24 protein-coding genes are annotated in these 25440 nt (G+C 45.1%); 11 read left to right on the top strand and 13 right to left on the bottom strand.

Going from position 1 to position 25440, the window contains the following annotated elements; all coding sequences use genetic code 11:
• Window positions 1-116: 116 nt before the first annotated feature.
• Both K0O23_RS14695 and K0O23_RS14690 read right to left on the bottom strand, forming a co-directional pair.
• Window positions 117-983 (bottom strand): tetratricopeptide repeat protein, encoded by an 867-nt coding sequence (locus tag K0O23_RS14695; protein ID WP_246597131.1) that lies wholly within the window; start codon window positions 981-983, stop codon window positions 117-119.
• A 60-nt stretch (window positions 984-1043) separates the two neighbouring features.
• Complete coding sequence (locus K0O23_RS14690) at window positions 1044-1349, bottom strand: HU family DNA-binding protein (RefSeq protein WP_187068752.1); 306 nt, start codon at window positions 1347-1349, stop codon at window positions 1044-1046.
• Window positions 1350-1672: 323 nt separating this feature from the next.
• Here K0O23_RS14690 and mutY point away from each other — a divergent pair, with 323 nt between their 5' ends.
• The 5 genes from mutY to recG all read left to right on the top strand — a co-directional run bounded on the left by mutY (window position 1673) and on the right by recG (window position 7717).
• On the top strand, window positions 1673-2764 hold the full coding sequence (mutY, locus tag K0O23_RS14685) for an A/G-specific adenine glycosylase (protein WP_219878194.1): 1092 nt from the start codon (window positions 1673-1675) through the stop codon (window positions 2762-2764).
• 104 nt (window positions 2765-2868) lie between these two features.
• The gene (locus K0O23_RS14680) at window positions 2869-3324 is read left to right on the top strand and encodes a single-stranded DNA-binding protein (RefSeq protein ID WP_219878193.1); all 456 of its coding nucleotides are present in this window, start codon (window positions 2869-2871) and stop codon (window positions 3322-3324) included.
• Window positions 3325-3350: 26 nt separating this feature from the next.
• On the top strand, window positions 3351-4721 hold the full coding sequence (gldE, locus tag K0O23_RS14675) for a gliding motility-associated protein GldE (RefSeq protein WP_246597130.1): 1371 nt from the start codon (window positions 3351-3353) through the stop codon (window positions 4719-4721).
• Window positions 4722-4758: 37 nt separating this feature from the next.
• The gene (gene gldD / locus K0O23_RS14670) at window positions 4759-5301 is read left to right on the top strand and encodes a gliding motility lipoprotein GldD (RefSeq protein ID WP_219878244.1); all 543 of its coding nucleotides are present in this window, start codon (window positions 4759-4761) and stop codon (window positions 5299-5301) included.
• A 316-nt stretch (window positions 5302-5617) separates the two neighbouring features.
• Window positions 5618-7717: an ATP-dependent DNA helicase RecG gene (gene recG / locus K0O23_RS14665; protein ID WP_219878243.1), complete on the top strand. Its 2100-nt coding sequence runs from the start codon at window positions 5618-5620 to the stop codon at window positions 7715-7717.
• 171 nt (window positions 7718-7888) lie between these two features.
• Here the strand turns inward: recG and K0O23_RS14660 are convergent, their stop codons facing one another.
• Window positions 7889-8089, bottom strand: coding sequence for a hypothetical protein (locus K0O23_RS14660; protein WP_219878192.1), 201 nt, complete (start codon window positions 8087-8089; stop codon window positions 7889-7891).
• Between the two features lie 283 nt (window positions 8090-8372).
• Here K0O23_RS14660 and K0O23_RS14655 point away from each other — a divergent pair, with 283 nt between their 5' ends.
• Window positions 8373-9830 carry a hypothetical protein gene (locus tag K0O23_RS14655; protein WP_219878191.1) on the top strand — a complete coding sequence of 486 codons (1458 nt, stop codon included), beginning with the start codon at window positions 8373-8375 and terminating at the stop codon, window positions 9828-9830.
• A gap of 2 nt (window positions 9831-9832) precedes the next feature.
• Here K0O23_RS14655 and K0O23_RS14650 read toward each other — a convergent pair whose 3' ends face one another.
• The 7 genes from K0O23_RS14650 to K0O23_RS14620 all read right to left on the bottom strand — a co-directional run bounded on the left by K0O23_RS14650 (window position 9833) and on the right by K0O23_RS14620 (window position 19454).
• On the bottom strand, window positions 9833-10549 hold the full coding sequence (locus tag K0O23_RS14650; RefSeq protein WP_219878190.1) for a glycosyltransferase family 2 protein: 717 nt from the start codon (window positions 10547-10549) through the stop codon (window positions 9833-9835).
• A 178-nt stretch (window positions 10550-10727) separates the two neighbouring features.
• A complete protein-coding gene (locus tag K0O23_RS14645) occupies window positions 10728-12518 on the bottom strand; it encodes an acyl-CoA dehydrogenase family protein (protein ID WP_219878189.1) in 1791 nt (596 codons plus the stop codon).
• 170 nt (window positions 12519-12688) lie between these two features.
• Window positions 12689-13867, bottom strand: coding sequence for a thiolase family protein (locus K0O23_RS14640; RefSeq protein WP_219878188.1), 1179 nt, complete (start codon window positions 13865-13867; stop codon window positions 12689-12691).
• Between the two features lie 32 nt (window positions 13868-13899).
• On the bottom strand, window positions 13900-16302 hold the full coding sequence (locus K0O23_RS14635) for a 3-hydroxyacyl-CoA dehydrogenase/enoyl-CoA hydratase family protein (protein WP_219878187.1): 2403 nt from the start codon (window positions 16300-16302) through the stop codon (window positions 13900-13902).
• 24 nt (window positions 16303-16326) lie between these two features.
• The gene (locus K0O23_RS14630) at window positions 16327-16761 is read right to left on the bottom strand and encodes a MarR family winged helix-turn-helix transcriptional regulator (RefSeq protein WP_219878186.1); all 435 of its coding nucleotides are present in this window, start codon (window positions 16759-16761) and stop codon (window positions 16327-16329) included.
• A 179-nt stretch (window positions 16762-16940) separates the two neighbouring features.
• Entirely contained in the window at window positions 16941-17519 is a 579-nt protein-coding gene (locus tag K0O23_RS14625; RefSeq protein ID WP_219878185.1) for a hypothetical protein, read from the bottom strand.
• Between the two features lie 174 nt (window positions 17520-17693).
• A complete protein-coding gene (locus tag K0O23_RS14620; protein WP_219878184.1) occupies window positions 17694-19454 on the bottom strand; it encodes an AMP-dependent synthetase/ligase in 1761 nt (586 codons plus the stop codon).
• A 223-nt stretch (window positions 19455-19677) separates the two neighbouring features.
• Between K0O23_RS14620 and K0O23_RS14615 the strand changes: the two genes are divergently transcribed.
• From K0O23_RS14615 to murQ, 4 genes are read left to right on the top strand one after another with little or no spacing between them, the layout of a single operon-like run.
• Window positions 19678-20844 carry a formimidoylglutamase gene (locus K0O23_RS14615; protein ID WP_219878183.1) on the top strand — a complete coding sequence of 389 codons (1167 nt, stop codon included), beginning with the start codon at window positions 19678-19680 and terminating at the stop codon, window positions 20842-20844.
• A gap of 8 nt (window positions 20845-20852) precedes the next feature.
• Window positions 20853-21113 (top strand): cytochrome b5 domain-containing protein, encoded by a 261-nt coding sequence (locus tag K0O23_RS14610; RefSeq protein WP_219878182.1) that lies wholly within the window; start codon window positions 20853-20855, stop codon window positions 21111-21113.
• Between the two features lie 25 nt (window positions 21114-21138).
• Window positions 21139-22014, top strand: a complete 876-nt coding sequence (locus K0O23_RS14605) for a BadF/BadG/BcrA/BcrD ATPase family protein (RefSeq protein WP_219878181.1) — start codon at window positions 21139-21141, stop codon at window positions 22012-22014.
• A 39-nt stretch (window positions 22015-22053) separates the two neighbouring features.
• Complete coding sequence (gene murQ, locus K0O23_RS14600) at window positions 22054-22869, top strand: N-acetylmuramic acid 6-phosphate etherase (RefSeq protein ID WP_219878180.1); 816 nt, start codon at window positions 22054-22056, stop codon at window positions 22867-22869.
• 66 nt (window positions 22870-22935) lie between these two features.
• Here the strand turns inward: murQ and K0O23_RS14595 are convergent, their stop codons facing one another.
• Window positions 22936-24000, bottom strand: coding sequence for a hypothetical protein (locus K0O23_RS14595; RefSeq protein ID WP_219878179.1), 1065 nt, complete (start codon window positions 23998-24000; stop codon window positions 22936-22938).
• A 204-nt stretch (window positions 24001-24204) separates the two neighbouring features.
• On the opposite strand from K0O23_RS14595, the gene K0O23_RS14590 reads away from it, so the two are divergent.
• A complete protein-coding gene (locus K0O23_RS14590; protein WP_219878178.1) occupies window positions 24205-24774 on the top strand; it encodes a hypothetical protein in 570 nt (189 codons plus the stop codon).
• 68 nt (window positions 24775-24842) lie between these two features.
• Here K0O23_RS14590 and K0O23_RS14585 read toward each other — a convergent pair whose 3' ends face one another.
• Both K0O23_RS14585 and K0O23_RS14580 read right to left on the bottom strand, forming a co-directional pair.
• Window positions 24843-25013, bottom strand: a complete 171-nt coding sequence (locus K0O23_RS14585; RefSeq protein ID WP_219878177.1) for a hypothetical protein — start codon at window positions 25011-25013, stop codon at window positions 24843-24845.
• A gap of 203 nt (window positions 25014-25216) precedes the next feature.
• On the bottom strand, window positions 25217-25396 hold the full coding sequence (locus K0O23_RS14580; protein WP_219878176.1) for a hypothetical protein: 180 nt from the start codon (window positions 25394-25396) through the stop codon (window positions 25217-25219).
• Window positions 25397-25440: the final 44 nt, after the last annotated feature.

The following is a 25440-nucleotide window of genomic DNA, read 5'->3' as shown; positions in this document are numbered from 1 at the left end:
TCTTATGTCTGTTTTTTCTTAGGCGCTTCTTTCTTTTGTGAGTAGCGATCTTATGTCTTTTTCTTTTCTTTCCGCAAGGCATAGTCTTGTACGTTTATGTTTTAAAAATTCTTTAACTACTGGTTTAATTTAGCCAGTTCTTCATCAACAGAGGTAGTAAGCGCAGGATCGTTGCTCATGCCTTTTACCTTGTTGAAAAGTGCTTTGGCTTCTTCTTTTTCGCCTGTGTTAGCCAGCGACAAAGCTAAATAAAATGTTGCTTCCACGTGTTGCGGATTAACAGCCACTAACTGGCGGAAACGCTCTACAGCTTTATCATACTGCGTAGACTGGATAGAAAGTATACCCAGATTAAACAGTGCCTTCTGGTTGTTAGGATCAGTAGCAATAACCTCACGAAGCAGCGTAATTCCCTGCATAGGGTTTGAGCTGGCAATGTAAGTCATGGCTACGTTTGTCTTCGCATCCAGGTCAGACGGATTGTTTTTAAGCACCTGCTCATACATGTTACGCGCTTTGGCACCTAACTCGCCGGCGCGTTGCTGTGTAGCAGCAAATGTAAAAGCCTCATAATAGGCATCGCCGGCTCTCTTATAGCTTTTTTCACCGCCACGGGCGTTTGCTGCTATTTCGTAATAATAACCTGCGCTGTCATATTTAGAGGCAGTTGCATAAGCAGCTGCCAGTTCTGCGGCCAGACGGTTCTTTATCTGGGCATCAGTTGCTTTGTTATACTTGGCACGTGCAGTAGTCAAAGCCATCATTTGCTCTGGCGTTGCCATTGTATGCACGTCTGATGCAGCTTCGCCTTCTGCACCATGACCGTGACCATCATCCTCAGAGTGGCCTTCTGGTATGGCAGCAGTGGTTTCGCCTTTTGCCAGGCTCTCTTTGTCATCATTAACAACTACTTTAGGCAAAAAGAACATAGCGGCTACCAACGCGACAGCTATTACAACGATCAGTATTTGGGACCGGGACATTCTTTTTACCTTAGTAATTGATTAATGATTTCAAAATTTGCACTGCAAAGATACAAAAAATTAAGCAGTAGCTAATTCTTTGATTTTTTTGCTGTTTTTGATTTTCTGGATGAAAGTTTTAGACGGCTTAAAGCTCGGAATAAAGTGTTCATCGATGATAATAGACGTATTTTTAGAAATGTTACGTGCTACTTTCTTCGCGCGCTTCTTGTTCACAAAGCTACCAAAACCTCTCACGTAGATGTTGTTGCCATCAGCCATAGAGTCTTTAACTACTTTGAAAAAAGCCTCAATTGTAGCTTGTACATCCGCCTTATCAATCCCTGTTTTATCAGCAATTTCTGATATTACTTCTGCTTTAGTCACTTTCTTAGATTTTTATAAATTAAATAATAAGATAATTTTCACCGTTTAAGAATCAATTAGTTACATCAACTTGCTGATTTTCGGGGCACAAAGGTAGTTTTACTTTTCGATAAGTAAAAACATTCGTGCAAATTATTAGCGGCTGATACTTACCTTTTTAACCTTATAATTTAGTTAAAGGCAATACCCATGCCACAACTACCTCCCCTTAACGCGCCATGTTCAGTTATATTTCGGAAGCGCGCAGATAAGGTCGCGTTCAGAACAAATGATTACTTTTACCTGTTCCATCCCAACACAAAAGAAGTCAATTAATTCATACTATGGCTATTACGCCTGCATTATATTTTTCACAAACGCTTATAAACTGGTATAGCCGGCACAAGCGGGCCCTACCCTGGCGCGAAACAACCGACCCATACTTTATATGGCTGTCGGAAGTTATACTTCAGCAAACCAGGGTTGCACAAGGCATGCCCTATTACTTAAAGTTTACAGAGGCTTACCCAACCGTGCACGATCTGGCAGCTGCCCCGCAGGATGAGGTACTGCGCCTGTGGCAGGGGCTCGGCTACTACTCCCGGGCACGCAACATGCACCACACTGCCCAACTGGTGGTAGAAAAGTATGGCGGCAACTTCCCGGACAAGCATGAGGAGCTGCTTAAACTAAAAGGTATTGGCAGCTATACAGCCGCAGCTATTGCCTCTTTTGCTTTTAAAAAACAGGTTGCTGTGTTGGATGGGAACGTGTTCAGGGTGCTGGCGCGTGTATTTGGACTTACAGAGGATATTGCCGCACCAGCCTCACGGAAAGTATTTCAGAAACTGGCCGATGAACTGGTTCCTGCAGATGCGCCTGACAATTTTAATCAAGCTATTATGGAGTTTGGGGCTATACAGTGCACACCGGTTATGCCCGACTGCCTGTTTTGCCCGCTGCAACAGAGCTGCTTTGCCTTTAACCATGGCATGGTGCAGGAACTACCAGTTAAATCTAAGGCAAAAGCTGCTAGGCCAAGATTCTTCCATTACATTGTACTCGAGTCTGAAGGGAGTTTTTACATGCGTAAGCGGCTGGCAGGAGACATTTGGCAGGGACTTTACGACTTCTACTTATACGAATCAGATAGCAAGGACCTGGCGCTGGAAGCACTCATAAGGGAACTTTCTGAGGCAGGCATAGAGCTAAGCAGTTCACACGCAAACCTACCCTCTAAAGAGTACAAGCATATCCTGAGTCATCAGAAAATAACAGCACGTTTTTACTATTTCAAGCTTGATTCTCGTTTAAAGGAAGAAGTTCTGCAAGAGAGCCGGTTAGCGCTTTATAGCCCTGAAAAAATAGACGAACTCCCGAAACCTGTTTTGATCAGCAACTATTTGAAAGATGCTAAGATTTTAGTACATTTATAAACTGAACTTTTATAACCATATATTTGTAGTTCAGTAAGCCATATTTGCCTCCGGCTTGGTTGCCGGAGTAGCCCAATTAATTAACTATTTAGACAAAAAAAGACATGGCAAGTGTAAACAAAGTAATCCTTATCGGAAATCTGGGCAAAGACCCTGAAGTACGTCATTTAGAAGGCGGCGTGGCAGTAGCCCGTTTCCCTATCGCCACATCGGAATCCTACAAGGATAAGAGCGGTAACAAGCAGGAAAAAACAGAGTGGCACAACATTGTGGTGTGGCGCGGTTTAGCTGAAGTTGCTGAAAAGTATCTGAAAAAAGGTCAGTCAGTTTTTATTGAAGGTAAGATCAGAACCAGCCAGTATCAGGACAAAGAAGGCAACCAGCGTTATTCTACCGAGATCGTAGCAGATAACATGACTATGCTGGGCGGCCGCAGCGATGGCAGCACAGGTGGTGGAAACTACCAGGAAACAGCTTCCTCGTCTTCTTCTGCCGGCGGCAACTATGGAGGCAATGCCTCTGCCACACAGAACGACGAGCCGGACGACCTGCCGTTCTAAATAATGTTTGACCCAATTAAGTAATTTTGGAAAGTTTAGATTCCGGAGACCCCCTGAGTTATAGTTTACTTCAGTTATTCCAAACGTCGATAGACCAACTCAGAATTGAATATATAGCAGCAGTTTTTGCTGGCTTAATCCTTTTGCTGCTTTCTGCCCTGGTATCCGGGGCAGAAGCAGCTTTTTTTTCGCTGTCGGAGCAGGAACTTGAAAGGTGCAGGACGAGTCCCATACCTGCAGAGCGCACCATCCATCGCCTGTTGCAAAACCCTAGAAAACTCCTCAATACACTACTTGTTTTCAACAACGGCATTAACGTAAGCATCATCACACTATTTGCTTATGTGGCCTGGCAATTGTTTGCAACCAGAACGCTACCGGCTGCTACTTTGGCGGCAAGCGCATTATTCGCTACTTTCTTTATTGTCTTCTTCGGGGAGTTACTGCCAAAAGTATATGTACAAACGCGCCAGCTGGCTATAGCACGTAGTACTGTACCTCTAATAAAATACATGCAGTTTGTCGCAAGGCCGCTTTCGTGGATAATGTCTGGCATTAGCCGCTACATCGATAAGCATTATATGATACGGGGCTATAACCATACGATAGAGGAATTGCACCAAAGCCTGGACATGGCATTAACCAACGAGGAATCGTCGCCGGAGGAGCGTAAGATCTTACGCGGTGTAGTTAACTTCGGAGCCATTACTGTAAGGCAGATCATGCGGCCGCGCCTGGATGTGATTGCCTTTAACTCTACTACTAAATTCACAGAGCTGTTGCCCCAGATTGTACAATGGGGATATTCCAGAGTGCCGGTATATACTCAAAGTACCGATAAGATAGATGGTATACTTTATGTAAAAGACCTACTGCCATACTTAGACCAGGGCGATGATTTTAACTGGCTTAAATTGCTAAGGCCGCCGTTCTTTGTACCAGAAAACAAACGCATTGCCGACCTGTATCAGGACTTTAAAGACAAGCACGTACACATGGCAATTGTGGTAAATGAGTATGGCACTACATCAGGCTTGCTTACCTTAGAGGATATTATCGAAGAGATTGTTGGTGAGATCAACGATGAGTTTGATGACGATGATGACATTATCTACTCCCAATTAGACGAAAATACCTTTATCTTTGATGGTAAAACGTCGCTGCACGATTTCTGTAAGATAGCTGAGCTACCTTTTGATGCCTTTAACGAAGTAAAAGGCGAGAACGAGACAGTTGCCGGCCTGATGCTGGCACTTTTCTCACGGATACCGCGCGTAGGCGAAGAGGCCCAGTATGGCCGTTTCCATTTCACAGTAGAGTCAGCGGATGCCAAGCGTGTAAAACGAGTAAAAATCAATGTCAGAAATAAAAGAGAACACTACCATAAAGCCAGCTAAGCTAAAGGCATTTCTGTGGTTTGCTTTAGCGGCAAGTATGGTAGCCTGTGGTGCAGAGTATACGCCCAAACCCAAAGGCTATAATCGTATTGACCTGCCGTCGCAAACTTACCAGCAGCTGCAGGCAGAGCACCCCTATACTTTTGAGTTTTCAGAGCACGCCAAAATCCGACCCGACTCTTCTACCATTGCACAACCGCATTGGATACATATACTTTACCCGGGCATGGGTGCTGATGTGCAGCTGACTTACAAAAACCTGAAAGGGAACACCGAAGCGCTGAACGCCATGATTGAAGATGCGCGTAAGCTAACAGGTAAGCACCAGATAAAGGCATACTCTATTGAAGAAGCCGAAGTCAGGACACCCTCAGGCGATATAGCTTCTGTTTTTGAACTGGAGGGCGAAGTACCCAGCCAGTTTCAGTTTTACGTTACCGACTCTACCACGCACTTTTTAAGAGGCGCTTTATACTTCAGAACCGCCACTCAAAATGACTCCCTGGCTCCGATCATCGAGTTTGTGAAAAAGGATATCATCCACATGCTGAACACGCTGCAGTGGAAGGAGAAAAAGTAGTTATTGGTTGATGGTTGTTAGTTATTAGCTTAGCAAGTATAAATTAAAGACCTAGCAGCATGCGCAGCTCCTGCTAGTGTCTGGAAAAGTTAGAAAATCAAAGAGTTAGAAAATTTGGGAGTTAAATTACTCACCCATGCACTAATTCGCTCATTCAAAACTTACCCCAGCCAGACACTCGCAGGACCTACGGGCACTGCGAGGTCTTTAGTAAAAAGTATCATACAAAAGCCCCGTCAGCAATTACACCTGTCGGGGCTTTTGCTTAAATTTGTATTCATACTTTCACCCTTACCACCAAAGGCAAAACAAAGAGTTGAGCAACTTCTTCCATACTAAGATAGAGTTCCTGAAAGGCGTAGGGCCAATGCGGGCGGAGCTGCTACAAAAAGAGTTGCAGATCTTCACCTACGGCGACCTGATACAGCACTACCCTTTCCGTTACCTCGACCGCACCCAGTTCTACAAAGTATGTGAGCTGGATGAAAGTATGCCTTATGTGCAGGTAAAGGGCCGTGTGCGTGGCAAAGAAGTAATTGGCGAGGGCAGAAAGCAACGACTGGCGGCAACGCTGGTAGATGAGAACGGCGACCAACTGGACCTGGTATGGTTTAAGGGTGTGAAGTGGATGGAGAAATCGCTGAAGAACCATACCGATTATATTGTATTTGGCAAACCTACTGAGTTCAACGGCAGGTTTAGTATGGCGCACCCCGACCTGGAAGAACTGGCCGAAGAAAAACAGACCACATCCTTCCTTCAGCCGGTTTACAATACTACCGAAAAGCTAAAAGCCCACCGCATCGATAGCAAAGTCATCAGTAAGATGATGGAGCATTTGCTAAAAGTGGCTGTGCCTAACATACAGGAAACCCTTTCTCCTGACCTGATTGATCATTACAGACTTACAGATAAACGTAGCGCACTTATAAACATACATTTCCCGCAGTCAACAGAGAAGTATAACGCGGCTAAGTTCAGGCTAAAGTTTGAAGAGCTTTTTTACATACAGTTGCGCCTGTTACGTCATAAGGTAGTGCGTAAGGCTGACCTGAAGGGCCAGATATTTAAGAACACCGCCACACTTACCGATTTCTACAAAAACCACATGACCTTCGACCTGACCAATGCGCAGAAGCGTGTAGTGAAGGAGGTTTACGGTGACTTAACGGCAGGCAAACAGATGAACCGCCTGCTGCAAGGCGATGTAGGCTCGGGCAAAACCATCGTGGCTTTTATTACTATGCTTATCGCTGCGGATAATGGGGCACAGTCGGTACTGATGGCTCCAACTGAGATTCTGGCCGACCAGCATTACGTCGGCTTAAAGCAATTTGCAGACAGATTAGGTATAAACCTGGGCAAGCTGACAGGTTCTACCAAAGCTAAAGAGCGTAAAGTGCTGCATGAGCAACTGCGCTCCGGCGACATGAAAATGATCGTGGGTACGCATGCACTGCTGGAGGATGTGGTGCAGTTTCAGAACCTGGGCCTTTGCATTGTAGACGAGCAGCACCGATTTGGCGTGGAGCAGCGTTCTAAACTATGGCGCAAAAACCCGCGCGTTATCCCGCATGTACTCGTGATGACAGCCACTCCTATTCCCCGCACATTAGCTATGACCTTGTATGGCGACCTGGACGTGTCGGTGATTGATGAACTACCTGCCGGCCGTAAGGAGATTGTTACCGTGCATCGTTTCGACTCGCACCGTCTGCGTGTGTTCCAGTTTGTGCGCGACCAGATAAAACTTGGCAGGCAAGTATACATCGTGTACCCGCTTATAGAAGAGTCGGAGCAGATGGAGAATTACAAAGACCTGATGGACGGCTTTGAAAGTGTGCAGCGCGCTTTTCCAGAGTATAAGGTAAGTATGGTACATGGCAAAATGAAGCCACAGGACAAGGATTACGAGATGCAGCGCTTTGTGCATAACGAGACTCAGATTATGGTAGCTACTACTGTAATTGAGGTTGGTGTAAACGTCCCGAATGCCTCCGTGATGATCATCGAAAGCGCCGAACGTTTTGGTTTGTCGCAGCTGCACCAGTTGCGAGGGCGCGTGGGCCGTGGTGCCGAGCAAAGCTACTGCATACTTATGACAGGCTATAAGCTTAGCAAAGACAGCAAGACAAGACTTGAAACAATGGTGCGCACTAACAATGGCTTCGAGATAGCAGACATCGACCTGAAACTGCGCGGCCCCGGCGACCTGATGGGTACACAGCAAAGTGGCGTACTGGACCTGCTGATCTCGGATCTGGCAAAAGATGCGCCTATACTTCAGGAGGCACGCGCCGCAGCGCAGCGTGTACTACAGCAGGATGCTCAGTTGGATCAACCACAACATGCAAATATCCGCAGACATATACAGTCGCTAAGTGCTAATACTGTAAACTGGAGCAGAATAAGCTAGTTAATTTAACCGTAAATGTGCCTCTCCTGTAGCTTAGCCACAGGCAATTAAAACCAGAAAATAATAGCCGCTTTAAAACAACCGAATAAAAACTGACTTTGCTTTCCGCAAAATGTGGTTCAAAGATTGGTATTTAGTAAAAGTTTATCCTCCTCAATATTCCTCCTCTTCTTAATAAATTATTTCAGCGGCTTTTCCCTTAACATGCTCAGGCTCGCTAAGCATCTCGTTTTGCTGCTGGTAATTTGTAAAAGAACTCTCCACAGGGTTAGTTTTCATAGTCGCATTGTCAGTTGCTATCTCCTCTTCTTTTGTGTATTTGCTAATAAGGATTATCCCCATAAACAAAAAGAGTTTGAGTATAGAATTCATAGTATGCAATGTATGCTAAGATGTACTTGGTTTAGAATATACATGTTTCCTATACTTAGGTATATTGGGTAAACACATAAATTATTCACCTATTCACCCAGTTATACTATGTCATCATACTTTAAAAACAGCTATATCTTTATATCTTAGAACAAACATATATACTGAAAAACTGACAAGTTCCACGCGAAACAATAGCTTAAAAACTATACTTGGCAACCAACTGCATCGTTAATACTTTTAAATCTTATCCTTATTAGATCTGACAAACTTACTTATACTTGTGAAACAGAACTTCCTCACTATACTTCTGCTGCTTAGCTTACTTGCTTACACAGGCAAAACATCGGCACAATCCAGAACTAGGGCATCAACAGCCTTTACATACCTGCCCGAAAAAGGAGAGTATCAATACAACCAGCGCATTGCGCATAAAACTATCCCTGTTTCGCAAAGCGAGTTTATCATACTTAGCAGGCAGGAAGTAAACAGTTATGCTGTAGAAAAGTATAATGCAGAACTGAAGAAGGGATGGCAGACTACTATACCTTTAAACCAAACTGAAACTGTTGAAGCTTTCTTTAAGTCTGCTGATGCCGCTATTGTTATTACACTCCGCACCAATGAAGCCACGCAGCAGCTTTTCGGGCACCGCATAAACCTGCAATCAGGACAAAAGCATGAGCCGGTTTTACTGCTCGAAGCTCCGCTAAAGGGCCGTAGAGCAGGTATAGCTGCATCTGCAGATGGCTCTAAACTACTTGCTTACCGCTACCATACCGACAACAACCATCAAATAAAGGATATCAGCAGCATACTTTACGACAGCAATTTTCAGAAAGTAGCCGAAACAAAGTATAACCTGAGCGATGTGCCGGGCATACTTACCGCAGACATAAAACTCAGCAACAGCGGGGAGCAATATGTTTGCCTGATCTCTGAAGAAATGAATCGCCTGACCGTACGGCAGTATACTCCTGGAATTAAAACAGCAAAAGTAATGAGCGTATTGGTAGGCGGCGTATACGATGGCATAAAAGTATACATCATGGACTCGAAATTTGAGCTGATGCCTGATAACAACACACTTTACGGCGCTGTAATGATAGCAGAAGAGGCAACCGGCAAATACTATAGCCTGAAAACTGTTAAGTTCGATTTTGAAGCCGATGATATGGTTTTTGCCGAAGAGTTCAGGTTTACTCAAGCCTATGTTGATAAAGTTACCGCATTCGACAAAAGCAGCTCAGCCACGCGCCTGGAAGATATTTACCTGTCTGACATCCTGCTCTCTTCAGAAAACAACCTGACAATAATTGCCGAGAAGAAGTATACTGAAGGCGGTGAGAATGCGCCATACTTTGCAAAAGAACTACACCTGTTTGCTTACGATGAGTACATGACTACAACCTGGAGTTCTGTATTGCTAAAACACCAGCAGGCACCCGCCGACGAAGCTTTTTCGGGTATTTCTTATAGTGCTTATGTAAGCGGCAACAATATACACCTGCTAACACTGGAAGAACTGAAAGGCAAGCACGATTTATACTTGCGGCAGATTGATACGAAAACAGGAAAAACCACCGCACCCAAAACAGTAGGCCTGAAAATGGCAGACGACATGAACCTGGCTTATGTAAAAGATTTTACTGCGTGGCTTACAGATAAAAATATTATCACTGTTGTACGGCCTAGCAAAAAAGCAAGTGGTTTGCAGCTAAGCCATATTTACCTAAGGTAAGTTTAGTAGTATAACCGGTGCTTTGGTTTGGCTGGCGACTGCTTTAGTTTCCTGGTAAACGATGCCAGTTGCAGGCACATGTGCGAAAAGCCAACGTAATTCACGATATCCACATACATGTTAAACTCTTTGCGTGAGCCGTGCAGCACACCGAGCTTGTCTACTTTATAAGTATTTATGGCAGACCATGGCATCCAGCGAACTACTTTTTTGTGACGCAGCATGTAGCGGTTGATAGCTACCTCCAGTTGATAGCACTTTAGCTTTTGCTTCTGGTTAAGTATACTTCTCAGGTCGGCAGTACAAAGTATACGCTCACCTGATAACAATACGTCGCTGCGATACCACTTTACAAACCAGGGCGAGTTAATGCGACGCAGGATGATCATATCTACAGAAGTATAATTCCGGTAAGCAGCCAGAGCATCTTCCAGTTCCTCTTTTCTCAGGCCCTGTAGGTCTGCATCCATCATCAGCAGCACATCGTGCTGCACATACCTGATACCATACTTGATTGCCGCCGTTTTCCCGCTGTTTTTCTGTAAACGCACTACATGCACGGCAGGCCAATGCGTCTGAATAAAATCGGCACTGCCATCTGTAGACCCATCATCAATACAGATAATCTGAGAAATATGACCGCAACCCACAATTACATTTAGTACCTCGCCAATTCGCTCACGCTCGTTATAGCAAGGTATAAGGCAGCTTACTTTCATAAGTATAATCAGGAGAGGTTAAGGTGCTTATCACAATACGTAAAACCAGATTACATTTCTATTCTTAACCATTATAATTTTCTTTTCTCCAGCGTTTTATACTTTTATAGAGGTGGCTGCCATAAAAAAAGGCTTCCTCCTGAAGAGAAAGCCTTTCCAAAGTATAAATGGTCAGAAATTAATAAACATATTCATTTGCCTCTATCAGTGCAGCAGCTATGCGGCGACGGGCTTCTTTTGTATTAAAGAGGTCTTTTTTAGTAAAGCGCTTCAGGCCCATGAATAACAGGCGCTGCTCATCACCTTCGGCCATGGCGGCAATGGCATCTTTACCAGCTATAAACGAAGCATCTACTGCATCATTCACAACCACGCGGGCAATATCAATCTGGTTGGCTGCAGCTTCCTCGCCTTTATTGCTTACAAGTTTTTCCACACGCAATAAAGTAGACTCGGCCACATAAGTTTTGATAGCCATATCTGCAATGTTCATCAATACTTCCTGCTCCTTCGCAAGCGACTGCATGTATTTTTGAACGGCTGTGCCGGCTACTAAAAGTATAGACTTTTTCAGGTTACGAACAGCTTTATACTCTGCGGCAAACAAACCTTCTTCTTCAGCACCGAAATCAGGAATAGCCATCAACTCATTTTGCACGTTCTGTGCAGGTCCCATCAGGTCAAGCTCTCCGTTCATGGCTTTCTTCAGGATCATATCCACGGTAAGCATACGATTGATCTCGTTGGTACCCTCAAAAATGCGGTTGATACGGGAGTCGCGATACGCACGGTCCATTGGGTAATCAGCTGAGAAACCGTAACCACCATAGATCTGCACACCTTCATCTACTACATAATCCAGCACTTCAGAACCTTCTACTTTCAGCATCGCACACTCCACGGCGAACTCACGGGCAGCACCAAGCAGCGCTTCGTTCTCGTCTTTGCCGGCAGCCATAAGCTCCTGCTCCATGCGGTAAATATCCATACCCGAACGGTACTGCGCAGACTCTACTGCGTAAATTCTGATAGCCTGCTCTGCCAGCTTATGACGGATAGCACCGAACTTAGAAATTGGAAGCTTAAACTGGTGACGCTCATTCGCATACTTCACTGAAAGGCTTGCAACACTTTTAGCAGCACCCAGTGTAGCAGCACAAAGCTTAATTCGGCCAATGTTCAGGATATTGAACGCAATAAGGTGACCTTTACCGATCTCGCCTAATACATTCTCTTTCGGCACTTCGCAGTCAGTTAAGAAAACCTGGCGTGTTGATGAGCCTTTAATACCCATCTTATGCTCTTCGTTACCAAGACTTAGGCCTGGATAATCTTTTTCAACTATAAAACCTGTAAACTTATCGCCATCTACCTGCGCGAAAACAATAAACACATCAGCAAAACCAGCGTTTGTGATCCACATTTTCTGGCCGTTCAGGATATAGTGCGTGCCGGCTTCGTTTAATACAGCTTTAGTTTTAGCTGCTAATGCATCCGAACCAGAACCCGGTTCTGTTAAGCAGTAAGCCGACATCCATTCACCGCTTACCAGCTTCGGAACATATTTTTGCTTCTGTTCTTCGGTACCGAAGTATAAAATTGGCAATGTACCGATACCTGTATGCGCTGCAAAAGCAACCGGGAACGAATGGCCTCCACCCACTGATTCAGTTACAAGTAAGGCTGTATTAAAGTCCATGTTAAGGCCGCCGTACTGCTCCGGAACAGATACTGCGAACAAACCAAGTTCCCCTGCTTTTTTCATCAGGCTTTCCATCAGGCCTTCTTCGTGGTTATCCAAGCGGTCAAGTAGCGGGGTTACTTCTTCCTGCACAAAGTCCAGACAGGTCTGGGCCATCATGCGCTGCTCTTCTGTAAAGTCTTCAGGCGTAAATACGTCCTGCGGATTCGTTTCCTTTATCAGGAACTCACCACCTTTAAGTATTGCGGCTTTATTTTGAGTTTCCATGGTGATGTATTTTTTAAGGTTTTGGATACAGTTATAGTTAGTTTTATTGTCCCCCTTTGAAGGGGGCTGGGAGATGACAGTCGTCTGCAGAAGTTATTGTGCATATCATTCTCAAAGTGTAATCATCCCCTACCCCCTTCGAAGGGGGACTTTGGGCTTTTGTCAAGTAATTACTTCAGTAATTCATAGATACCAGCCACACCCTGGCCGCCACCTACACAGGCAGTTACCAGGCCATACTTTTTGCCTAAGCGGCGAAGCTCATGGAACTGCTGTATACTTAGCTTGGCACCAGAACAACCCAGCGGGTGACCTAAGGCAATGGCACCTCCACTAATGTTCAGTTTGGCCGGATCAAAATCCAGATGGCGCATTACAGCGATTGACTGTGCAGCAAAGGCTTCGTTCATTTCGATCAGATCTATGTCGTTTAGCGTAAGGCCTGCCATTTTCAGAGCTTTAGGAACAGCAGCGATCGGGCCCATACCCATGATGCGCGGATCCACGCCACCTGTGGCATAAGTTACCAGACGCGCAATCGGCTCCAGGTTAAGTTCTTTTACCATACGCTCACTCATCACAATCACAAAGGCAGCGCCATCTGAGGTTTGAGACGAGTTACCGGCTGTTACCGAACCTCCTGCTGCAAACACCGGCTTTAGTCTTGCCAGGGCTTCAATAGAGGTATCAGCACGCGGACCTTCGTCGGTATCTACTACATAGCTGCGGGTTTTCTTTTTGCCGTTCTCGTCCAGGTAAGTTTCCTCCACGGTAATCGGCACGATCTGCTCTTTAAAGTAACCGTTCTTTATGGCGTTGATCGCTTTCTGGTGTGAGTTATAGGCAAACTCATCCTGGTCTTCACGTGAAACCTTGTAATCTGCAGCCACTGCTTCGGCAGTTAAGCCCATGCTCAGATACCAGTCCGGGTTGTTTTTGGCGATCTTATAGTTTGGCACTGTCTTCCAGCCTGCTGTTGGCACCAGCGACATAGACTCCGTACCACCGGCAACTATACAGTCGGCCATACCTGCTGAAATACGGTTGGCGGCAATGGCTATAGTTTCTAGGCCGGATCCGCAGTAACGGTTAACCGTCATACCACTAACAGAAAGCGGCAACGACAACAGAGAGATCATACGACCAATCTGAAGGCCCTGCTCTGCTTCCGGCACAGCGTTACCAACTATAAGGTCGTCTACACGCTCAGGGTCTAAGGCTGGTACAGAATCCATTAGGTGCTTGATGACATCGGCGGCCAGGTCATCAGGTCTGGTGAACCGGAACCCGCCACGACCGGCTTTACCCACGGCGCTACGAAATCCAGCTACGATATATGCATTGTTCATTTTGATGCTCATTTATAGTTTGACTATAGTTCCTAATTTCTTAGCGGCTTACCTGTTGTCAGGATGCTCTGTATACGCTCCAGCGTTTTACGCTCACCTGTTAATGACAGGAATGCCTCACGCTCCAGGTCCAACAGGTATTGTTCGCTTACCTCCGTTGGGGCAGACAAGTCGCCGCCGCACATTACATAAGCCAGCTTCTCTGAAATCTTTTTATCGTGTTCAGAAATGTAGCGTCCAGAGTACATAGCATTGGCACCCGTCAGGAACATACCTAAAGCACCTTTACCCTGTACTTTCACATTCGTGCGCTGTACCGGCTTTGTATAGCCACCTTCAGCCAGAAGTATGGCCTGCGCTTTTGCATCGGCTATCTGGCGGTTGCTGTTTATAGTTATGCCATCCGATTTGCGCATATAACCTAAGTCAATGGCTTCTTTAGCCGAAGTAGAGACCTTGGCCATACCTATAGTTAAGAATACGTTTTTAAGGTCGTTGTACTCGATGTCGCCTTCGGCATACATATCAGCTGCACGTAGCGTCATCTCCTTAGTACCGCCACCACCTGGTATCAAACCTACACCAAACTCAACTAAACCCATATAAGTCTCAGCGGCAGCCTGTACGTGGTCGCAGTGCAGGTTAAGTTCGCAGCCACCACCCAGTGTTAAGCCGTGTGGGGCACCAACTACAGGTATAGCCGAGTAGCGCATGCGCATCATGGCATCCTGGAACTGCTTGATCATGAAGTTGATCTCGTCGTACTCCTGCTCCAGGGCATACATATACACCAGGCCAAGGTTAGCACCCGCCGAGAAGTTAGCGCCCTGGTTACCAACCACCATGCCTCTAAAGTCCTTTTCAGCCAGCTCTACGCCTTTCATCAGGCCTTGTATTACATCACCACCCAGTGTGTTCATCTTCGAGTGGAACTCTACGTTCAGGATACCATCGCCTAAGTCAAGTACCGTTGCGCCGCTGTTCTTCCAGATCACGTTGTTGCCGCGCAGGTTATCCAGTATGATAAAGTTCTCAGCGCCTGGTATGGCTTTGTATTCTTTGCTTTGGATATCGTAATAGCGGCGCTGGCCATTCTGTACAATGTAGAAGGACTCTTTGCCGTGGTTCAGCATCTCCTCTACCCAGGCGGCAGGCTGATAGCCGTTTTCGATCATGCGCTGCACCCCTTCGCGGGCACCAATGGCATCCCAGTACTCAAACGGACCAAGCTCCCAGCCAAAGCCGGCACGCATGGCATCGTCTATTCTGTATAGTTCATCAGATATCTCCGGGATGCGGTTGCTCACATACTGGAACAGGCCATAAAGCGACTCGTTAAAGAATTGCGCAGCCTTATCTGTCTGCTTTGAGAAAGTTTTTACACGCTTTTTCAGGTCCTCGATCGGCTTCAGTACCTCCAGGCTTTGGAATTTAGGACGCTGCTTTGGCCCGTACTCCAGTGTGTTCAGGTCCAGCGTCAGGATCTCAGTCTTACCTTTAGCGTCTTTTGTTTTCTTGTAGAAGCCCTGGCCGGTTTTATCGCCCAGCCATTTGTTCTCTACCATTTTCTGCAGGTAGTCCGGCAGCTTAAATAGCTCACGCGACTCATCTTTCTCGCCTGTCTGGTAAAGTCCATTAGCTACATTTGCGAGCGTATCTAAACCAACTACATCCAGCGTTCTGAAAGTAGCCGATTTCGGACGACCGATGATCGGACCGGAGATTCTGTCTACTTCATCTACATTAAGACCAAGCTTGTTCATTACCTGCAGGCCCTGCATAATGGCGTAGATGCCTACACGGTTTGCAATAAAGGCTGGGGTATCTTTAGCCAGCACGGTGGTCTTACCTAAGTATAAGTCGCCGTAATGCATTAGGAAATCAACTACACTCTGGTCTGTTTCCGGAGTTGGAATTATCTCAAGAAGCTTTAAGTAGCGTGGCGGGTTAAAGAAGTGCGTACCGCAGAAGTGTTTCTTGAAATCATCAGAGCGGCCGTCCAGCATCATGTGGATCGGGATGCCCGATGTGTTGGAAGAGATAAGTGTACCCGGCTTGCGATGCTGCTCCACCTGGTCGTACACGATCTTTTTGATCTTCAGGTTCTCTACTACCACCTCTATGGTCCAGTCGGCAGTAGCGATGTCCTTCATGTTGTCTTCGAAGTTACCTGTTTGTATCAGGCTTGCATCTGACTTTCGGTAGAGCGGCGACGGATTAGACGCGATAGCAGCCTTTAGCGAACTATCTACAATACGATTACGCACGGCTTTACTTTCGAGCGTCAGGCCTTTTTTCTCTTCTTCGGGCGTCAGCTCTTTGGGCACGATGTCGAGTAGCAGCACCTGCACTCCGATGTTAGCAAAGTGGCAGGCAATGCGCGAGCCCATCACACCGGAGCCTAGTACGGCTACTTTCTTTATTATTCTCTTCATAGAATAGCGATAGTTGTCTATGGTTTAAAAGATATCTTTATTCTCAATCATGGTTTGTATGCGGCCGCAGACTTTAAAGAATACATCCAGTTCCTCCTGCGGTATCTGATCGCGTACTTTATTGTTAAACTGCTTAACAGTCTTCCGCGACACTTCTTTTTTCTCCAGGCCTTTCTTCGTCAGAAAAATTCTTACCAGGCGCTTATCACTAGGATCGGACACTTTAAAAATCAGTTTCTTCTCCTCCATGCTTTTAAGGATGCGGGTAAGGCTACGTGCCTCCAGACCTAGCAGGGGAGCAATTTTAGTAGCTGGTGTGCCGGCCTCCTGGTCTATGTTTAACAACACAAACCCTATAGATGTTGTGATATCGTTTTTGGCGGCCTCAGTATTGTACATGCGCGAAATGGCATGCCAACATACTTTCACATTATAGTCTACTGTTTCTTCTGGCTTCATGGGTAAGCATTGGTATATACCAAATATAAAAATAAATGTTATGCTTGCATACTATTTTCTATAATTTTTGTCGGCATGCATAAAATGTAGTACGGTAGAAGTGCTTTACAGATACTATAGTTTAACATATTCGCTGACAGGGCATAAAAAAAGCCCTCCGTTTGGGGAGGGCTTTTTTGTTACAAGCTGTCGAGTTCAGCTTCAGTATACATAACTCCTGGCGGTGGGATCAAAACGTCTTTTGCTGTTCTAAATTTGTGATTTGTGCTTTGCTTCATTTCCTGTGCTTCTATCAACTCCATCAAATTCCATATATTCTGCATTATCATCTCATCAAGATATCCTTTCATCCTTAATTCACCATTATACATCGTAAAGTAAATACTTACTTCAGGAGCATCTTCTGCATCATCCTCAGGAAACTTTAACTTATTAAAATCAATGGCATCAAAAATTTCATAAACCTTACTTATGCTAACAGAATCAAGCACACCTGTATAATTTGCTTTTATAGTTGGCATGTAACGTTCTCGCAAACGGTAGTGAAAAGTGTTGTCTGCTAATATTTCAATATCCTTATCAAATTCATCGCGACTCATTCCATAAAGAATTGAAAAAGTAATTTTTTTGAAATATACATTTCTATTAACCAAATGCTTTACAGGCTCAGAATCATCAGTAACTATAGTTTCACTTTGCTTTTGCTCCTTACAGGTAAAACAAAGTATAGCTAGAAGTATAAATACATATCTGATCATAGCAACTCCAATTAGGCTCATAAAAAAATCATCCTGAAAATACCCTAGTTAGTAGCAGAAGCTTAACCTCTCCCCAACTAGGATCCTTCCAGGATGACAAATAATTATAATGCAGATTGAAAGTATAGCCTAAAGCAACAATAAGCTAGTTACCTTCTCCGGCTATACTATAGCTTAAAACATACTATCAATTACATCGCTGTAATTAGTCGTAATATTTTTACGCTTCACTTTAAGGGTAGGCGTAAGTTCACCGGTTTCTACAGTCCACATCCTAGGTATCAACCTGAACTTCTTAATGGTTTCGTACTGTGCAAGGCCTTCGTTGGCTTTAGCGATCTCGCGCTGATATTTCTCCAGTATTTCAGGCTTTGTGATCATTTCTTCGTCAGAGGTATACTTTATACCTTTATGCTGGCACCAGTCCTGCAAGCCTAAGAACGAAGGAACAATAAGCGCCGCAGCATACTTTTGCCCCGATCCTACCACCATTGCCTGCTCAATAACAACCGATTCTTTCAATTTATTTTCGATAGGCTGTGGCGCCACATACTTGCCACCCGATGTCTTAAACATCTCTTTCTTACGGTCTGTGATCTTAAGGTACTTGCCTTCTATCAACTGCCCGATATCACCTGTATGGAACCAGCCGTCTGCATCAATAACTTCAGCGGTGAGTTCAGGTTTTTTGTAGTAGCCTTTCATCACATGCGGCCCACGGGTCAGTATCTCGCCATCTTCTTCAGCAATCTTTACTTCAACACCATCAATAGGCAAACCGACTGTACCAATCACATTATTATCAGCCTCAAAGCGGTTAACCGTAATTACCGGTGATGTCTCTGTTAAGCCATAGCCTTCCATTATCCGGATATTAGCCGCCCAAAACACGCGCGCCAGGCGAGGCTGCAATGCTGCGCCACCCGATACAATAGCAATAACGTTACCGCCAAGTGCCTCGCGCCATTTACTAAAGATAAGTTTGTTGGCCAGTTCCAGTTGCTTGTTGTACCACCAGCCCTGGTCTTCGCGGGTATCATATTTCAGGCCCAGTTCCAGTGCCCAGAAGAACAGCTTGCGCTTTATGCCTGTAAGCTCCATACCTTTGGCCACGATCTTATCATAAACTTTTTCCAGAAGGCGCGGCACAGTAGTAAATACATGCGGCTTCACTTCTTTCAGGTTTTCTGCCACCATCTCTATACTTTCGGCATAATAGATAGATACCCCGATGCGCATGTATAAGTATAAAAGCATCCGCTCAAAAATATGGCATAACGGCAGGAAACTCAGGGCGCGATGGGTACGGTTTACAGGTACGTAAGGCATTACCCCCTGCACATTGCTTACGATGTTATTATGTGTAAGCATTACGCCTTTAGGATTACCTGTTGTACCGGAAGTATAAATAATGGTAAGTATATCATCTGGCTGCACGGCAGCCTTTAATGGCTCTAGTTGTTGAGCATCTCCCCCTTTACCTAACTCCAGTACCTCAGTCCAGTGTTTTGCTCCGGGAATCTGATCAAATGTGTAAATTTCCTTTACACTTTCCATACCCTCCGTAGCAGCAGCCACCTTATTGTACAGAGAAGCATCTGCCACAAAGATCACCTTTACCTCTGCATCGTTAAATATATACCTGTAATCCTCTACTGTAATTGTTGGATACATAGGCACACTGATAGCACCAATCTGCTGTATACCAAAATCAGCAAAAACCCACTCCGGACGGTTAAAGGATATAATGGCGACTTTGTCATTCTTACCTAACCCTAATTTTAAAAGGCCCAGGCTAACGTTATTGGCATAATCCTGCACATCCTGCGTGCTATACTTTACCCAGTTGCCGTTTTCTTTAGCAGCCAGGCAATCAGGCTGAGGATAATTAGCTAGCTGATGAGACAGCAAGTCAATTGTACGGGTTATTTCCATGGTGTTTCAGGTTAAGAGTCGGTTTAGGTATTAGGCTTTAAAGTATTAAATATAGCTGTTACGGGTATTGTATATGCATTTTAGGCATTTTTTTTCATTTCTACCATGTTAGCAAGTATAATATTTAATAAAACTTATATTTTTATGAAATAAATTCGGCCTTATATCAAAGCAGCAGAAAAGCTGCTTTTTTTGTATTTTTGATTTCTCCAGACGTAACCGCATGAATCTTTCTATCTTTTTTGAGCCACTTAACGAAGACGTCTTCGTTAAGCTTAGCAAACCCCGCACGCTTGGCGCCTACATTAACCGCTTTGTTGGCAAGTTTCCGGATTGGCGCACTGCTGACATTGCCATACTTGGCGTGCACGAAAACCGCGGCTTTACCGGCGAAGAAAGTATGGAGGCAGTTCCTGCAAAGTCTCCAGCCCGTGCTGTGCGCAAAAAGCTTTACAGCCTGCTAAAAGGTAATGGCCGCTGCCAGATAGTAGACCTCGGCAACCTGAGGCCCGGCATTACACTGGACGATACATACCTGCGCCTGAAAGAAATAGTAGAAGTACTTATTTCGCACAATACCATACCCGTTATTATTGGCGGTACACACGACCTGGAGTATGGGCAATACCTTGGCTACGAGCACCTGGACCGGGTAGTTAACATGGTAACCGTGGATAGTAGCGTAGACATGACGGAAGATGTGGATGCCACAGCCAACAAAAAGCAGTTGCGCCAGATACTTATGCACGAGCCAAATTACCTGTTTAGCCTGGGCCAGATAGGGCACCAGCAATACCTGGTAGAGCCAGAGGTAATGGCAACGCTGGAGAAAATGCATTTTGAGTCGTATAGGGTGGGAGAAGTGCACCGAAGTATACAGGAGATGGAGCCTGTGGTACGCGTGGCCGACCTGCTTACGTTTGATATTTCGGCTATACGCCACCAGGATGCACCCGGCTACGAACCAGCCAACCCTTTTGGGCTAACCGGAGAAGAGGCCTGTCAGATTTGCTGGTACGCCGGCCTGAACGACTACCTAACCTCTCTAGGAATTTATGAGTACAACCCTGGGCTGGATAAGCGTGAGACAACTGCCATGACAATTGCAACCATGATCTGGTACTTTATAGAAGGCTTTTACCACCGCAAAAACGAGATAGACTTTAACAGCAAGCAATTTACCAAGTATGCCGTAGCCTTCTCCGACGACAACCCTGACCGCATGATCTTCTACAAAAGCAAGCATAGCGAGAAATGGTGGCTGGAGGTAGAGGCTCTGAGCAACGAAAAAGGCAGCCGCGTAGTACCATGTAGCTACGAAGATTACTTGCAGGCCATAAAAGGTGAAATTCCTAACCGCTGGATACTTACCCAGGCAAGAATCGGTTAAACTGAAGTATGGCATTACCAGAGTATACATTACAACAACTGGCATCCCGAAACGGACAGGACCGCGACGAAGTATGGGTCGCTTATAAAGGTGTTATCTATGATGTAAGAAAATCGAGGCTCTGGCGCGAAGGCAACCATTATGAGCACTGGGCTGGACAGGATTTAACAGAAGAATTAAAAGATGCACCGCATACCGAATATGTTTTTGATAAATTTGAGGCGATCGGCCTGGTAAAAAATTCAGTATACCTTAACGGCACTGTATAAACCAGAATAACTTTACTTGTAAACTATGATTTTAATTGCAGATAGCGGCTCCACTAAAACCGACTGGCGCCTGGTAACAGCCACAGAAACCTTTGGGCAAGTACAAACTATAGGGTTTAACCCGATGTATCAGGAAGCAGATGAGATTTATAAGGCCTTGCATGAGTCACTATTGCCACAACTGCAGCAAAAAACACCGGAAGCCATCTACTTTTACGGCGCTGGCTGCAGTTCTCCGGAGCGCAATAAACGTGTGGAAAATGCCCTGAAAATGGCTTTCCCGACTTCGGAGATACACGTAGACCATGACTTGATGGGCGCGGCGCGTTCGTTGTGCGGCCACCAGCCTGGCATTGCCTGCATACTTGGCACCGGCTCTAACTCCTGCCTCTACGATGGCACAGCTATTATAGACAACGTGCCTTCTCTGGGCTTTTTATTAGGCGATGAAGGAAGTGGCGCTTATATGGGCAAAATGCTGATAAAAGCGTTTCTGTATCGTGAACTCCCGGATGAACTTGCACAATCGCTGAAAAACCGGTTTAATTTAACCAAAAACGGGATACTTGATGAGCTGTATGGTAGCGCCGTTCCGAGCCGTTACATGGCATCCTTTGCTAAATATATACACGAAAAGCGCCAGCACCCTGTTATTAAGGCCATGATCTACGAGAGCTTTTCTGATTTCTTTGAGCACCACATCACAAAGTACGACAACTTTGCTGCGTTGCCTGTGCATTTTGTGGGCTCCATTGCCTTCCATTTTTCTGATACATTAAAACAGGTGGCAAAAAAGTATGGCGTAACCCTGGGTCAGATACTCAGCACTCCAAGCGAGGGCATGATTCTTTACCACCAGGAATTGTTGCAGGCGTTCGGCACACCAAATAAATCAGTATAGCAGCATTACCAAATTTATACTTCCTTTTTAGCATACCCCATGTCTACTACCGAATCGGCTTCTAATTATGACCGCCTGGAGCAAATGAGCACCAGGGAACTACTGGTAAATATCAACCGCGAAGATAAAACGGTACCAATAGCCATAGAAGCGGCCATACCCCAGATAGAGCGGTTAGTAGACGCTACAGTAGAAAAGCTAAGCCAGGGTGGCAGGTTGTTTTACATCGGAGCTGGTACTAGCGGCAGGCTTGGGGTTGTAGATGCATCTGAATGCCCTCCTACTTATGGCGTACCGCATGGCATGGTTATCGCGTTGATTGCCGGTGGCGATTCTGCTATCAGAAAAGCAGTTGAGTTTGCAGAAGACGATAAAAAGCAAGCCTGGCTGGACCTGCAACAGTACGACGTTACTGATAAAGATATTGTAGTAGGCATCGCGGCCTCTGGCCGTACGCCCTATGTAATTGGCGGACTTGAGCAATGCCGTGCTCAAAATATAACTACAGGCTGCATTGTATGCAATGCAGGCAGTGCTGTGGCAGCCGCAGCAGACTATCCCGTAGAAATAATCACAGGACCTGAGTTTGTTACAGGCAGCACCCGCATGAAAGCAGGCACGGCACAAAAGCTGGTTCTAAACATGCTCACCACCTCTACCATGATCAGGCTTGGCCGGGTAAAAGGCAACAAAATGGTGGACATGCAGCTATCTAATGTAAAACTGGTAGACCGTGGCACCCGCATGCTAATGGAAGAGCTAAAGCTAACCAGGCCAGAGGCTGCAGCGCTTCTTAAAAAGTTCGGGAGCGTGCGTGCTGCCATGGAAGCCTACCGTAACAACAACGGGCAATAAGTTAAAAAAATAAAGCGGGTGTAAAGTATAGCTACTTCACACCCGCTAAGTATAAATTCAGGCAGGTTATTCTGCGTCGGCTACTACAAAGTTCTCCAACATTACCTTGGCTGCTTCTTTGCTTGGCACCTGGTAATTTACCACAGACCACGCGTAGTTCAGCTTAAACCTTTTATCCGTCATGCTGTAGATCACCTTCTTCTTGTAGTCTTCAAAAGATTCCAGTCCCAGTTTTTTACGGTTAGCTTCCAGTGTGAGTAGTTCTTTTTCAGTGCGGTTCTCTTCCAGGTAACGTTTCATCTTATCAAGCGGCTCTTCATTCTCACAAGTGCTGCAGTTAATCTTTACATAAGCCTTAGAGCCATACTTACTACGGCCTACCTGCTGCTCTATCAGGTAAGCGGCAGCTTGCGGGCTTAGTCTACCCTGCTGCACGGCCGCCTCCAGTATTTTAGAGAAATCGTGGCCTTTTCTGGCTTTGGTCTGGCGTTGTATAATAATACTGAAACGCGGCAGTTGCTCCAGCGTGTCTCCTACCCCTATCAAGTCTTCACCGGGATACCCGTGATTTTCTACCCAACTCAGAAATTTCTTTGTATTGGCTGCTTCTATTTTATTTAATGTATCGCCATACACCCTTAAGCCACCTTTGGCTTGCCTGAAATACTGATCGCGGGCATATAATTCATCCAGGTCGGCACGCAGGTCGAGGTTTACCTGTTTTTCGTATTGCTGCCTATACTTGGGATACTTCCTTTTAAACTTGCGCCATTGCTTTGTAGACTGCAGAGAGTCAAATACAGGCCTGTTTTCTAAGTAGTCTATACTTACACCCTTTGCTGCAAGCTTCTCTAAATAACCAAGCGATTGCTTTTTGTCTTTCAGAAGCATGGCGCATACGGCTGCATTGTAATAATCGCGGGCAAATGGCGCAGGTACCACCTTAAAAGCCTCTCGATAAAGCGCAAGCGCGCCGGCATAGTCTTTCTGAAGTATACTCAGCTCCGCCTTGTTAATAACCGGATGATACACTTTTGTATAATCTGTTTCGGAGGCAAAAACATTGCCTGCCAACAGCACGAAAAAGAGGGCAACAGTAAAACGGGAAGCTATTAAAAGGATGTTACTCATGGTAAAAATCAGATTTTAGGGAAGCGTACTATTCATTCAACATACGTATAACGTCATTTTTCTGGTATCTCTTATATTTTAAAACAGTTTTAACAAGATAAGTTTCATACTTTAAAATTAGGTTAAAAGCTTCAACTTTGCCTGAGCCTTTCAAGTACATTAATCAAATACCCTAGCGCCTACTGCCTTACTTCAAGAACGTTTATGCATAACATAGAACCATACTATAACTGGATAGATAAATACTCCGCTTCCGAAGATCCGCGCTCTCCGCTTTTTGGCGCTGAGAATAACCTCACCTACTATACCAATACCATCTACGGCTACTATATACATCCGCAATGGGACGATATTGACTCTGAAACGCTATTTATTAAGATACTCTATACCGATTATGATCTGGGTTTTGCAGTAATAGAGTTTATTGGAGAATGGAACGACACGTTGAATAACGACATTATGAGCCTTAAACGCAACATACTAGACCCCATGATTACGGAGGGCATCAAACACTTTATACTAATCGGCGAAAATGTGTTTAACTTCCATGGGTCGGATGACGCATACTACGAAGAGTGGTTTGAAGATGTGGAAGAAGGCTGGATTGCGGCAATAGGCTTCCGTGACTTTGTATTTAACGAGATGCGTAACTATAACCTAGACTCATACATAAACTATGGCGGCAGCCTGGAAGATGTTTATTGGCGTACCTTTACCCCCAAACGCCTTTTTGCACTTGTTAACAGCATGATCCAAAAGAGGCTTGGCCCCTGAAGTACAAAGTATAAAAACAGTAAAGCCCGGTTATCCGGGCTTTACTGTTTGGCAGATTTTCAGACCAGTTACTGTATTACAGTAGTTGTATCATCCATGTCGTCAGCCATATCTTCGGCCTCATCTTCCATTTCTTCTACGGCTTCTTCTCTTTCTTCAGCCCTTTCTTCGGCTGGCGAGTCGCAAGAAGCAAATGCGAATAGACCGCACACGGCAAAAACATACAATAGCTTTTTCATTTTCCTATTTGTTTTAGTGATTGATAACAAATTTATGCCAGGTATTTACTTATTGCTTTATACCTGCCTACCTCCTTCATAGGAAATATGAAAACGAATACGCTGCTTACGAAATATAGTTTTAAAAAAATATAATAAGTAAAGGCCACCTTTATCGGGTGGCCTTTACTGCCTGGCCATGCGCCAGGTGGTTTCAGTTGATATTACAGAGCTGCCTCAGTAGTGTCAACAGGAACAGTAGTAGTATCTTCTTCCATTACTGGAGCTTCCTCTACAACAGTCTCTTCAGTAGTTTCTACCTCAGTAGCAGTCTCTTCTGCGTTGTTGCAAGATGCGAAAGCGAAAAGACCAGCAACAAATAGTAAACCGAATACTTTTTTCATGATGTTTAGGTGTTTTGATTAAATGAAGAGACAAATATAATACT

Source organism: Pontibacter aydingkolensis, from assembly GCF_019443125.1.
GTDB classification, from domain to species: domain Bacteria; phylum Bacteroidota; class Bacteroidia; order Cytophagales; family Hymenobacteraceae; genus Pontibacter; species Pontibacter aydingkolensis.
This window is presented reverse-complemented; position numbering and strand designations above follow the sequence as displayed.